Here is a 12,018-nt window from a genome sequence, read left to right on the forward strand (position 1 = left end):
GAGCAGGGACGCGCTCACGCCTCCCCTTGCTCCCGCAGCGCCTGCTGATGGTACAGCCGCAGCACGGCGTCCTCCATCGGCGGGTTGGACAGGCCGAACCGGATGTCGCGGAACAGCCGCTGCAGCGGATGCGTCTGGGCCAGCCCGTGCGCGCCGGCGATGCGCAGCGCCTTGTCGGCGACAGAGAGCGCCGTGCGGATCGCGAACACCTTGACCGCGCCCAGCTCGGCGATGCCTGCGGCCTCGTCCGCGACGGGCTGCTCCCACCGCGCGGCGACGCTGTACATGAAGTGCCGCGCCGCCGCCAGCTCGACGTCGATCTCGCCGATCAGCGTGCCGATATGCGGCAGATGAAGGATCGGCCGGTCGAGGGAGTTGGGCTGGTACCCAGCCGCAAAGGCAAGCGCCTCGTCGCGCGCGGCGACGGCAGCGCCAAGGTAGCAGGCGGGTACATGCAGCAGATACGGATTGGCCGAGCCGCTCCGCTTGCCGGCAGGCGCCCGGTGGACGAGCGCCTCGGCGGGCAGGACGACGTCGTCGAGCACCAGATCGTGGCTGCCCGTGCCGCGCATGCCCATCATGTTCCACACGGGATCGACGCTCACGCCCGGCGTATTCATCGGGATCAGAAAGTCGGCGGCATCCTCCGTATCCCCTTCGATCAGGGTCGTGCTCACGGCGACGAGGTCGAGCACCGGAGCGAGCGAAGTAAAGGTTTTGCGCCCCCGCACCACATATCCGTCCCCATGCCGCTGGGCCGTCGTCTGCATCTTGCCGCCGCGCGACGGACTGCCCGTCCCCTTCTCCGTCGCCGCCCGGTTCATGAGCGAGCCGCCCGCCACCGCCCGCAGGAACGGTACGAGCTTGTCCTCGTCCCAGGACTGCTTCGCCACCAGCTCGGCCACCGTGCTCACATGCCAGCCGATCGCGAGCGCCAGCGCAGGGTCGCCCATGGCGATCCGCTCCTGATAGAGCACCTGCTCGTAGAACGATATCCCCTCGCCGCCATACTCCCGTGGGACCGGCCAGCTCGTGTAGCCCGACGCGCGCAGCCTCTCCACCGAGTCGAAGGCGAAGCCGCCCTCCTGATCGACGGTCTGCGCCAAGGGCTTGAACGAATCCGCCAGCCCGCCGATCATGGCAAGGCGCTCGCGCTCCGTCTCCGTCCGCGCAAAGCTGTCCTTCATCGCGCATCCCTCCGCTTCTACATGTTGCTTTTGAGCCTAGCATGTTCTGTTGTATGGATCAAGGGTCGCAACCTTTCTGCATGTTCCCCGCGTTTGAGGGTATGAATGATAGGAGAAGCTTCGGCAAAGGGAAGGCGGGCGTGAGCGACATATGGTGCGTGTATTGGTCGTGGATGACGAGGCCGGCATCGCGGAGGCGGTGGCCTACGCGCTGAAGCGCGAGGGGTATGAGACCGAGACGGCCGCAGACGGGGCGGAAGCGTTGGAAAAGGTCGGCGTATGGCGGCCGGATGTGATGGTGCTGGACGTGATGATGCCGCGCATGAGCGGATTCGACGTCTGCCGCAGGCTGGAGGGCAAGGATCGCCCGGCCATCCTCCTGCTGACGGTCAAAAACGATATTGTGGACAAGGTGCTCGGGCTGGAGCTGGGCGCGGACGACTATATGACCAAGCCCTTCGACATCCGCGAGCTGATCGCCCGCGTGAAGGCGCTCGCCCGCAGGGTGCAGGATCACGCGCCCAGCGCGTCGGTCGATGAGGAGGCGGAGACGGTGCGGCTGGGCGCGCTCGCGATCGAGACGCTGTCGCGGACGGCCCGCGTGGACGGGCGGGCGCTCGATCTGACGCCCAAGGAGTTCGATCTGCTCCGGCTGCTGGCCGCCAATCCCGAGCGCGTCTATACTCGGGAGGCGCTATTGGAGCTGGTGTGGGATATGGACTTCGCGGGCGGTACGCGAACCGTGGACATCCATGTGCAGCGGCTGCGGCGCAAGCTCGGCGATGCGCAGCGGCTCATCCAGACGGTGTTCGGCGTCGGCTACAAGAGCGCCAGGCCGGCCGAATGAGCCGGCGGGCGCGTATCGGCCTGCGGGGCAAGCTGTCGCTGCTGCTCGCCCTGCTGCTGGCCGCCGTCGTCGCCGCGCTCAGCGCGCAGGTGCTGTCCGGCATTCGGGACGACCAGCGGGAGCGGCTCGAGCGCACCTTCGCCCGGCAGGCGGAGGCTGCGAATCTGCGCGTGCGCGAGGCATACCTGACGGGCGCGCGCGTCGATGCGAAGCCGTTCATGGAGAAAAACGGACAGCGGCTCGCCGTCGATCTGGGAGAACTGAGCGGCATGCCGGTGACGCTGTACGATACGGACGGCAATCCCGTCGGCACGTCGCTGCCGATCCGCCCGCGCGCGGATGCGCGGGACGCACTCGCATATACCGCGCAGGGCATGTCCGCATATGTGACCGAGGGCGACGCGCTGCTATACCTCGCTCCCCTGTACAACGCCGACCAGTTGCTGGGCACGGTGCAGTTCCATGCGTCGCTGGCCGAGCAGAACGCGTTCTACGGCCGCATCCGCGACCTGTTCCTGTACGCGGGCCTCGCCGTGGCGGCTGGCGGATTCCTCGTCGGCTATCTCTATGTCCGCCGCCAGGTGGGCGTCATCCGCCGGCTGAACCGGGCCGCCCAGCAGATCGGGCACGGCGAATATCTGGCGGCTCCCCCCGTGAAGCGCCGGGACGAGCTGGGCGAGCTGGCCGACGGCATCTTCGATATGAGCGGCAGCATCTCGATGTCGGTGACGCAGCTGAATGAGGAGAAGCGCAAGCTCGTGGACGCGATCGCGCGGCTCACCGAGCTCGAACGGCAGCAGAAGCAGTTCATCGGCAATATCAGCCACGAGCTCAAGACGCCGCTGACGTCGATCCGCGCCTACGCGGAGCTGCTGGAGATGTACGGCGACGACCCCGAGCTGCTCGCCAAGGCGCGGATGCGGATCGGCCTGGAAGCCTCGAGGCTGTACGAACTGGTCGAAAAGGCGCTCCAGCTGTCCGCAATGGATGTGTACGACTTCGAGACGCGGGCGCGGCGGATCGCGCTCGCCCCGCTGCTGAGGGAAGCCGCCGATCGCATCCGGGTCAAGGCCGAGACCGCAGACATCAGCCTCGAGCTGCGGCTGCAGGACGGGGAGATATGGGCGGACCCGGACAATGTGATGCATATCGTGCTGAACCTGCTGGACAATGCGGTCAAGTACAATGCGGCAGGCGGCTCCGTGCGGCTGAGCAACAGGCCAGTCGCAGGCGCGGACGGCGCTCCGCGCATGCTCGTCGAAGTCGCGGACACCGGACGCGGCATCCCGCCCGAATCGCAGGCGCGCATCTTCGATCCGTTCTACACGGTGAGCGGGGACCGCTCCCGTGCGACGGGAGGCACCGGCCTCGGTCTGTCGCTCGTCCGCAGCCTCGCCGACAAGCAGGGCGGCTCCGTGCGGCTCGCCGAGTCCGGACCGCACGGGTCCCGCTTCGAGCTTGAGCTGCCCGTCCCAGGACCGGAGACGGGGCAGGAGCTCGAGCCGGGAGCTGCGCCGGAGCCTGAGCCTGAGCCGACGCCTTGAAGCGCGCAGCGCAATGCGTACCGAATTGTTTACAACTTCGTTACATGCCGGATATGGGTTCGATATATCGCGATCTTACAATGATCTCAGACAGGGACACGACGATGCGCCGCAGCGCGGGATCGGCTCCGCGCCGCGGCTGCTCCCTGACGAGATCGACAGCAGTCAGGAGGACCTGTCATGCCTTACATGCCAAGCAAGCACGCCGCCAAGCTCGCCATCCTGCTCGTGCTTGCCGTCGAGTTGACGGCTTGCCGCAGCCATAGCGGCAGCGGCGCGGTCCCGGTGCCGCCCGGCGCTGCCGCGGGTCAGACGGGCGAAGCGGCCACTTCGCCCGCGCCGGGCGGCGGCGACCGCAAGCTGACCGTCGTCCGGGAGACGGACGCCCCCAAGTCGTCCGGCATCGCGATCGACCGCATCCACCGGATGGAGGGCGCGGCCGTCGATGCCTGGCTCTCGGACGACGTCGTTCGCATCATGACGACGAAGCTTGAGAAGCCCGCCACGGCGACAGAGGAACCCAAGTTCAGCTACGGGTACGAGACCGTCGACCTGACGGACGACACACGGCAGCCGGCCAAGCTGCCCGCGCCGAACGGCGGGACAGCGGCGCTCGTGAAGGAGACGCCCTCCCCCGACGGCAAGCACGTCTTCGTGCAGCAGTGGCAGGACAAGTACACCGCCCGCAACTTCGTCAGAGACACCGCGACCGGCAGCATGACCGAGATCGACGCGGACAACTACCTGGAGTCGGGCGGATGGCTGGACGCGGATACGTTCGTGCTGGCGACGGGTACGAAGGAAGGGAGGGGCGATGTGCTGGCGGTCAAGACGGACGGCACCGCGACCAAGCTCGCGCTCGACGATGCCGAGACGGAGACATTCGTCAGGCTGACGGCGTCCCACGGTCGAATTTACTACACGGACCAGCTGCAGAACCTGAAGACGCTGGCTTCCGGCGAATCCCGCCCGACCCGGCTCGCCACCGGCGTCCTGGACTTCGAAGCGGCGCCGGACGGTGCCACAATCGCCGTATCGGCGGCGATCGGGCGGGACGGGGCAGGCGCGCAGCTGCTCCTCTACGGTGCCGACGGCCGTACGCAGGGCGCCGCCATCGGCAAGGGGGATCTGATTCCCTACATCAGCTGGTCCGCGGATGCCGGCAAGCTCGCCTTCGCCGTATACACGGAGGATCGCAGCGGCATGAACGGCGTCTACCTGTTCGACGCGGCCTCCGGCACGGTCGCGCCGGTCGTCCCGAACGTTTTTCCCCAGTACCCGCTCAGCTGGAATCCCTCCGGCGCACGGCTCGGCGTCACATCGGCCGGCAAGGACGATCTGCCCGTTACAGAAATTATCGATTTTAAAAACCCTTGAGGAGATGATATTAATGAAAAACAATTTGCTGAAAAAGTCGGTGCTTGGCGCCATGGTAGTCGGGATGACGGTCACAGGTGCAGCGGGCGTGTATGCGGGCTCCCATCTGCAAAAAATTACGGCTTATCTGAACAGCGGCATCGGCATTCAAGTAGACGGCAAAGCCTATGCGCCGACGGACGCCAAGGGTAACAAGCTCACTCCGATCACGTATCAGGACACGACCTATCTGCCCGTCCGGGCGCTGGCCGACGCGCTGCACGTGCCGGTGACCTTCGATCCGAAGACCAGCCAGGTGATCATCGGCCAAGCGAACCCGCAAACTTCGGACCTGTCCGCCGTCACCTACAGCGATGCCCAGATCAAGAAGATCAAGGAAGCTTATGCCGAGTTCGACGGCTTCACGACGGCTTATGCCCCGACGCTGATGGCAGCCGGCGATACGTACAAACAAGTCGGCGCATCCGACGGCGTGAGCCTCGTATTCGCGCATATGATCGTCAATGTCTCTCCGCGCGACTATTCGGACGGCTATGACAGCACGCCTGTAACCCTGTCGAACGGCGTTGGGGCCAAGTGGTACCAACCGGACGACACGGCCATGCTGAGCTTCAAGCTGGACGACCGCATCGTGACGATCAGCTCCCCGGACGGCGCGCTGACCAAGGCGCAGATCGAGAAGCTCGCAGTCGGCGTCGCCAAGTTGAACTAATGTGCAGCGGGAGGAGGGCTGCGGTATGAAGGCTTCGTTCGGAAAAGATTCGCTCAGGAAAGGGGCGTTCAGACAGGCGGCCTATGGCTTCGCCCTGGCCGGCGTACTCTTCCTGGCGGCCTGCAACTCGGGGAACGGGGGTGGCGGAGCCGATGCGTCGGCTGCTACTTCTCCATCGCCTTCGGCCCCGGCCTCGGCCTCGGCTGGCGGGACGGACAACGGGGCAGGCGCATCCGCTTCCCCGTCTGCGGGTTCCGGCTCGTCTGCGGGCGAGTCGCCGTCCGTGCCGCCGAAGATCGACGCCGCGATCGCCGATCAGATCAACGAGCTGCTGACACTCGCCAAGAAGGGCCAGGCGCCCGGCATTCCCTTCGCCGCACACGATTCGCTGATCGACGACGTGGAGAAGGCATGGGGCAAGGCCGACAAGTCGGACTCCGCAGGCAAAGGCATCTATGCCGTCTACGGCAAGCATGACGCCGTATTCGGCTTCAACAAAGGCAGCCAGATCTTCGACGTGCGCTCGAGCGACGCCAAGCTGCGCAAGCTGACGCTGCTTGAGATCGAGCAGACGCTGGGCAAGCCCTCGTCCACGACCAGAAACGGCGACGATACAATCTACGTCTACCAGGCAAGCGAGGACTTCCAGCTGAAGTTCGTCATCCCGAAGTCCACGGGTACCGTCGACCACATCTCCGTCTTCGCGGAGAAGGATTCGGTCAACAATATGGCCGGCTGACGCGGTTTGTCTGGCATGAAGTGACTCAGCAATGACAGAGAGGTCTTGGATCGGCACAGCGCCGGTTCAAGACCTCTTTATTGCGTGCGCGGCTTACGAACGCCGAAGTACGCGCAGTGCGTATTCGCGTCCGAACTTCGGCGAGAGCACGCCCCAGAGCGCGCCGTTCGCGGCTTCCGCCTGCGCCATGGCGTCAGCGCTCCCCACGTCTACCGGGTCGAGGCCGAGATCGGCGGCCAATCGGGCCACCGCCGTCACGGCAGCCGGATCGTCTCCGTACAGGAAAGCCGTCGCATTGCCCGCGTCGTACGCGGGATTCGCGAGCACCTCCCAAGGCAGCGTGTGGAAGGCGCGAACGATGCGCGCGTTGCGGGCGAGACGCCGCACCTCATGGTCGGCGGATTCGCCGTCGTAGCGGTTCGTGCAGTTGATCAGGATTTTGCCGCGGAGATCCCCGGCCTCGGCCAGCACGCGCTCCACGTCTTCGGGGCGCACAGCCAGCAGGATCGCCTCGCCGAACGCGGCGGCCTCCTTGATTGTTCCGGCTTGCGCGTTCGGGCCGGCCGCCTGCAGCAGCTCATGGATCGCCGGGCTGAACGGATCGCGCGATCCGAACATGACACGATGCCCCCCGACAGCCCACCTCCTGCCCAACGTTCCGCCCATATTCCCGGACCCGATCGATGCGATTTTCATTTTCCGGCCGCCTCCTTCTGATCCAATATCCCGTTGTAAAAGTCCAGCTTCTCCTGCGTCTGCGCCATGATGTCGGCCAATGCCCGATACTGCGCCTCCATATGCGCCAGATGCCCGGACAGTATCCGCGTGCGGCTCTCGATCGTCTCCCGATCCTCATCGCTCAGCGGGAGATTGGGATTCGCGAAGCATCGCCCCTCCTGCAAAAAGGCCTTCATCTCCTCCAGCGACAGCCCCGTTCGCTTGAGACAATGCAGGGAGGACAGCAGCTTCACGTCGTCCTCGCTGTATGTCCGCGTACCCCCCGGGCCTCTCGCGGGCGGCTTCACCAAGCCGATCTTCTCGTAGTACCTGAGCGTATCGATGCTGAACCCCGTCATCTCCGCCGCTTGCCCGATCGAGTACATATCTCGTCTGCGCACCCCTTCCGTTCCCCGCTGACCCTATTCTAGATGCTGGAGCCGGCTCCAGGTCAACATACTCCTCATTGAAAATTGAAATCTGATGGCGGCTCACGAGTCGAGCGCCCGGTGCCGCTTGATGTGGGCCTTGGATATGAGCTTCAGGAGGGGATTGGCGAGGTCTGCATGGTATAGGCCTGGCACGCCGAGGCGCTAGGCGGCAGCTTGGGCACCGGGAGAACCGCACAATTATTGTGCGGTTGCGGGTTATTTTCGGGGCGGAGGCGGGATAGGCTGGACGGGCCACGCAGGCGGCAGCTCTCGCGCCGGGGAACCGCACAATTATTGTGCGGTTGCGGGTTAGCTTCGGGGCGGCGGCGGGATAGGCTGGACGGGCCACGCAGGCGGCAGCTCTCGCGACGGAGAACCGCACAATTATTGTGCGGTTGCGGGTTAGTTTCGGGGCGGCGGCGGGATAGGCAGGACGGGCCACGCAGGCGGCAGCTCTCGCGCCGGGGAACCGCACAATTATTGTGCGGTTGCGGGTTAGCTTCGGGGCGGCGGCGGGATAGGCTGGACGGGCCACGCCGGCGGCAGCTCTCGCGACGGAGAACCGCACAATTATTGTGCGGTTGCGGGTTAGCTTCGGGGCGGCGGCGGGATCGTCTGGACGGGCCACGCCGGCGGCAGCTCTCGCCCTGGAGAACCGCACAATTATTGTGCGGTTGCGGGTTAGTTTCGGGGCGGCGGCGGGATAGGCTGGACGGGCCACGCCGGCGGCACCTCTCGCGCCGGAGAACCGCACAATTATTGTGCGGTTGCGGGTTAGCTTCGGGGTGGCGGCGGGATCGTTGAGCTATGACGCGCCGCCTACCCGCTATTGCAGCGCAGACTAGACCGTCTCTTCTCGCCCCGATGCATGCGAGGCGTATATCGCGCGGACGGTCGCGACTGCATGCCGCGAATGGGCCAGCGATGCCGAGGCATCGCGCCTGCCTTCGATGCAGTCGACCAGATGCCGCAGCTGCAGCACGAACGGCGGGGCCTGCGGCTCTGTCTGGACACGCTCGTAGTCTCCCCCACGGCTGATCCACAAGCCTTTGCCGGTCTCGAGCCGCAGCATGCCCTCCGTGAATACAAGCTCCGTCTCGTTGCGGGCGCAGCCCGGATAGCCGGACAGCGCGAGCGATGCCGGGAAGCCGTTCTCCAGCTGGAGCAGCGCCATGCCGCTCCCTTCGATATCGCCCCGGTCGCCGTGGTAGCTGACCGCAGCCTTGACCTGGGACACGGCGCTGCCTGCGAACCATACGATCTTGTCGATCGAATGGGAGCCCAGGTTCATCATGATGCCGCCGCCCGCGAGCGCTTGTTGGAAAAACCATGCCGGGCGCCGCTCGCTGAAGTAGTGGACGTTGCGGACGTCACGGATCATGACCAGCTCGCCGAGAATGCCCGCGTCGACGATCCGCTTGGCCGCGAGATTCTCCGCGATGTAGTGCTGCGTGTGGCCGACGAGCAGCGCCGTGCCCGCGCGGCCCGCTGCCGCGATGATCTCGTCGCACTCCTCCACGTCGAGCGCCATCGGCTTCTCGAGCAGCACATGGCAGCCCTGCGCCAGGCAGAACAGCGCCGCTTCCTTGTGCAAATAATGCGGCAGCGTGATGATCGCGATGTCCGGCCGCTCCCGGACGATCATCTGCATGTAGTCCGTATAGGCAGCGACGCCGTACCGCTCTGCGAGCGCCTTGGCCCGCTCCGCGACTAAATCCGCTACGGCGACCGCTCGGATGCCGCGTCGGCCGACCTCCGGCACAATCCCATCCGAAGGCGCCGCCCCTCTGTCCGACCGCGCTTCATCCTCGGCGTCCGCCGCTGAATCTCCTCCTTGATCCGCTGCGTCCGCCCCTGCCTTTTCCCCTTCCTCCTCCCAAGCGCCATTTCCCACCATCGACGTCAGCGCCGCCAGATGCTCCTCCGCGATGATGCCGCCGCCGACAACCGCGACTCGATAAGTCATCTCCATCCCCCTCTCTCCTCCCGCCGCAGCTGCCTGTCAAGGTAATGTCTGCTTTTGGGAGCCGACTGTACACTTGGCGTTGCATCCGGCAGCGCGTGTGGCAATGCGTCGGGCTTTGCCTTCATCGATGCATCCGTTCATGTATCCGTCGGTGCATCCGGCACTCTGTCCGGCAGCGCGCCCGCCACACCGCTCTGCATCTTGCCCGCCTCCCCGTCCTGCAGCGCGCTCTTGCGGTATTCTCCCGGCGATACGCCGGTCATTCTTTTGAACGTGCGGATGAATGAATTGGCGTTGAGATAGCCGGTTCTGGCCGCGATCTCCTGCACGAGCAGATCCGTCTCCGCGAGCAGCTCCCTGGCTTTGCCGATCCGGTAGCCATGCAGGTACTCGACGAAGTTGACGCCTTGTTTTTTCTTGAAGTAAGTGGACAGGTACGTGCCCGTCATATTCAGCTTGTCGGCCACGATATCGAGCGACAGATCCTCCGCGTAATGCCGGGCGATATAATCGAGCGCGAGACCGATGACGGGGTCCTGCGCTTCGTCCTTTTTGCGCCGGACCATCCCCGCGGCGCCTGCGGCATAGTCCGTCAGCGCTTGCTCGATCTGCTCGTAGGTCCAGCATTCCTCGAACGCCTTCGCTTCTTTTTCCATGCCCGGATCGGGCTCGATCTGCATCGTCCGCAGCGTCTTGCGCGCCTTGTCCGCCAGATCGCGTGCGAATCCCTTGAATGCAGCTGCTGTTGCCTCTGTCCGCCGCATCGCCGCCAGATGGCGCGAGATCAGCCGGCGCAGCTCCGCCTCGTTGCCGTGCCGCAGATGCGTGTACAGCTCCTGCTCCTCGGCAGCGCCCAGCTGTACATGCCGTTCCTCCGGCGGCGGACCGCGGAGAATCTGCGTCCCGTCGCCCAGCAGCCGCCGCTCGGTCAGCGCGACCGCTTCCTCGTAAGCAGTGATCAGCTCGTAGGCCTGCCGATAGATCGAGCTCACGCCGATCGTGATGTGGCCGTAGGCCCGGTCCAGCTCGAAGGTGCGCTTGGCCTGCTCCAGCAGCGCCAGCACCTCCGCTCCGGATGTCTCGCCTTCCAGGAAGACGAGGGTGACGATCCGCGTCCGCTCGATCTGAAACGTCTGCGCATCCGCGAACCGCTCCCGGAACAACAGCTGGATGTACTCCTTGTGCAGAAAAGCCGCCCGCTCGACCTCGGCGCCCTGCAGCTCCGCGAAGGCGCGGCCGAAGCGCATCTCGTAGACGATCGCCATGAACGGCTTGTCCGCCGTCAGCGAGACGGGCAGCTCCTCCCCGCCGGTGCGGATCATCTTGAGCCGGTTGATGTAGGCGTAGTAGCGGAGCGTCGTCTCGTTCTGCTTGAGACTGAGCTGGGCGTCCGCATGGGACCGCATCAGCGAGCTCATCCGCTCTCCGATGAACTCGAACTCCGCAATCTGCGTCGCCGGCCCCTCCGTCCGCCGGCCCTTGAGCGCATCTACGATCTGCTTGAGCGGCTGGTTGACCCGCAGGCTGAACAGGACGGAGAGCCCTGCGCTGAGCAGGATGGCCGCGCCGAGCAGCCCGATCAGCACCAGATTGAGGCGGCTGATCTGCGACGAGATGTTGGCGTACGGCATCGCCAGCGCATAGGTCAGGCCGCTGTCCCCGCCTTTGTCGTAGAACAAGTAGGAACCGTCCCGCTTCAGGTAGCCCTGAGGCTGGACCGTCTCCTCCCGGCGCGGCGCCGGAACCGCAGCGGATGTCCGGTAGAGAGCCTGGCCGTCGGCGTCCAGCAGTGCGAACCGGCTGTCCGGCGGGAGGAAGGCGCGCGCCATCCGGTCTGCGTCGAGGAAAGCGATCATATACACCTGCGGCCGGCCCTTCTCCTTGATCAGCAGCGGGAACAGCGTCCCGTTGGGCTTGCCCGACGACTGGATGACCTCCCTGAACGAGGCCGCCGGGAACAGCTCGAAGCTCTCGTCCCGCTCGAACGCGGCCTGCCAGAACGGCCAGTCGTATGCATCGCTGCGGTAGAACTTGTCGAACATCTGGTCCGGCTTCACCGTGCCGTCCTTCTCGATCATCAACCCGCTGCCCGGGAAATAAAGCACGAGATTGTTCAGGTACAGCGAGTCGGATGAGAGCAGGGTGACGATGTCCTTCTGAACCTGCTGCGCCATCATATAGTCGATGTCGGACCCGTCGTTTTTGAGAATCGCCACATGATCGTTGAAGTAGAGCTGGAGCGCCGTCTTGCGGACGAAGTTCAGCTGCCGCTCGTAGTTCTCGCTGGCAAGGCTCAGATTGAGGCTGCTGTTCTTGATGATCTCGTCCTGGATCGTATGGCGGAAGAAGGTGTACGAGAACAGATTGAAAGACAGCATGAGCGCGATCAGCGCCAGAAAGCTGGCAAGCAGCTTGAAGAGCAGCGAGTTGGTCATGCCGCGCAGCGAAGCCATCCATATCCCCCCGTTCCCTCTCGATCGCCCGACTGATCTTAACTA

General features: G+C 65.1%; 10 protein-coding genes. 5 read left to right on the forward strand and 5 right to left on the reverse strand.

Annotated elements, in window-relative coordinates; genetic code table 11:
* Window positions 1-14: 14 nt before the first annotated feature.
* On the reverse strand, window positions 15-1,187 hold the full coding sequence (locus VQ071_RS17270; protein WP_340515354.1) for an acyl-CoA dehydrogenase family protein: 1,173 nt from the start codon (window positions 1,185-1,187) through the stop codon (window positions 15-17).
* 151 nt (window positions 1,188-1,338) lie between these two features.
* Between VQ071_RS17270 and VQ071_RS17275 the strand changes: the two genes are divergently transcribed.
* From VQ071_RS17275 to VQ071_RS17295, 5 genes are all read left to right on the forward strand, one after another.
* Entirely contained in the window at window positions 1,339-2,034 is a 696-nt protein-coding gene (locus tag VQ071_RS17275; RefSeq protein WP_340515355.1) for a response regulator transcription factor, read from the forward strand.
* A complete protein-coding gene (locus tag VQ071_RS17280) occupies window positions 2,031-3,578 on the forward strand; it encodes a sensor histidine kinase (protein ID WP_340515356.1) in 1,548 nt (515 codons plus the stop codon). Before VQ071_RS17275 ends, VQ071_RS17280 begins: the two co-directional genes overlap by 4 nt.
* Before the next feature lie 180 nt (window positions 3,579-3,758).
* Entirely contained in the window at window positions 3,759-4,955 is a 1,197-nt protein-coding gene (locus VQ071_RS17285) for a hypothetical protein (protein ID WP_340515357.1), read from the forward strand.
* 13 nt (window positions 4,956-4,968) lie between these two features.
* Complete coding sequence (locus VQ071_RS17290; RefSeq protein ID WP_340515358.1) at window positions 4,969-5,667, forward strand: stalk domain-containing protein; 699 nt, start codon at window positions 4,969-4,971, stop codon at window positions 5,665-5,667.
* A gap of 25 nt (window positions 5,668-5,692) precedes the next feature.
* Window positions 5,693-6,406 carry a YjgB family protein gene (locus VQ071_RS17295; protein WP_340515359.1) on the forward strand — a complete coding sequence of 238 codons (714 nt, stop codon included), beginning with the start codon at window positions 5,693-5,695 and terminating at the stop codon, window positions 6,404-6,406.
* A gap of 93 nt (window positions 6,407-6,499) precedes the next feature.
* Here the strand turns inward: VQ071_RS17295 and VQ071_RS17300 are convergent, their stop codons facing one another.
* The 4 genes from VQ071_RS17300 to VQ071_RS17315 form a co-directional block, all read right to left on the reverse strand.
* Complete coding sequence (locus VQ071_RS17300) at window positions 6,500-7,102, reverse strand: NADPH-dependent F420 reductase (RefSeq protein ID WP_340515360.1); 603 nt, start codon at window positions 7,100-7,102, stop codon at window positions 6,500-6,502.
* On the reverse strand, window positions 7,099-7,524 hold the full coding sequence (locus VQ071_RS17305; RefSeq protein WP_340515361.1) for a MerR family transcriptional regulator: 426 nt from the start codon (window positions 7,522-7,524) through the stop codon (window positions 7,099-7,101). The genes VQ071_RS17300 and VQ071_RS17305 overlap by 4 nt, the downstream gene beginning before the upstream one ends.
* A gap of 871 nt (window positions 7,525-8,395) precedes the next feature.
* On the reverse strand, window positions 8,396-9,520 hold the full coding sequence (locus VQ071_RS17310; protein WP_340515362.1) for a Gfo/Idh/MocA family protein: 1,125 nt from the start codon (window positions 9,518-9,520) through the stop codon (window positions 8,396-8,398).
* Window positions 9,521-9,657: 137 nt separating this feature from the next.
* Complete coding sequence (locus tag VQ071_RS17315) at window positions 9,658-11,973, reverse strand: helix-turn-helix transcriptional regulator (RefSeq protein ID WP_340515363.1); 2,316 nt, start codon at window positions 11,971-11,973, stop codon at window positions 9,658-9,660.
* Between the last annotated feature and the right edge of the window lie 45 nt (window positions 11,974-12,018).

Origin of the sequence: Cohnella sp. 56 (assembly GCF_037963805.1) — a bacterium.
Lineage (GTDB): Bacteria > Bacillota > Bacilli > Paenibacillales > Paenibacillaceae > Cohnella.

Bases quoted from the DNA above. Each gene is read 5' to 3' on its own strand.
- VQ071_RS17315 (WP_340515363.1), bottom strand. From the start codon at position 11,973: ATGGCTTCGCTGCGCGGCATGACCAACTCGCTGCTCTTCAAGCTGCTT.
- VQ071_RS17270 (WP_340515354.1), bottom strand. From the start codon at position 1,187: ATGAAGGACAGCTTTGCGCGGACGGAGACGGAGCGCGAGCGCCTTGCC.
- VQ071_RS17310 (WP_340515362.1), bottom strand. From the start codon at position 9,520: ATGACTTATCGAGTCGCGGTTGTCGGCGGCGGCATCATCGCGGAGGAG.
- VQ071_RS17290 (WP_340515358.1), top strand. From the start codon at position 4,969: ATGAAAAACAATTTGCTGAAAAAGTCGGTGCTTGGCGCCATGGTAGTC.
- VQ071_RS17275 (WP_340515355.1), top strand. From the start codon at position 1,339: ATGGTGCGTGTATTGGTCGTGGATGACGAGGCCGGCATCGCGGAGGCG.
- VQ071_RS17280 (WP_340515356.1), top strand. From the start codon at position 2,031: ATGAGCCGGCGGGCGCGTATCGGCCTGCGGGGCAAGCTGTCGCTGCTG.
- VQ071_RS17295 (WP_340515359.1), top strand. From the start codon at position 5,693: ATGAAGGCTTCGTTCGGAAAAGATTCGCTCAGGAAAGGGGCGTTCAGA.
- VQ071_RS17285 (WP_340515357.1), top strand. From the start codon at position 3,759: ATGCCTTACATGCCAAGCAAGCACGCCGCCAAGCTCGCCATCCTGCTC.
- VQ071_RS17300 (WP_340515360.1), bottom strand. From the start codon at position 7,102: ATGAAAATCGCATCGATCGGGTCCGGGAATATGGGCGGAACGTTGGGC.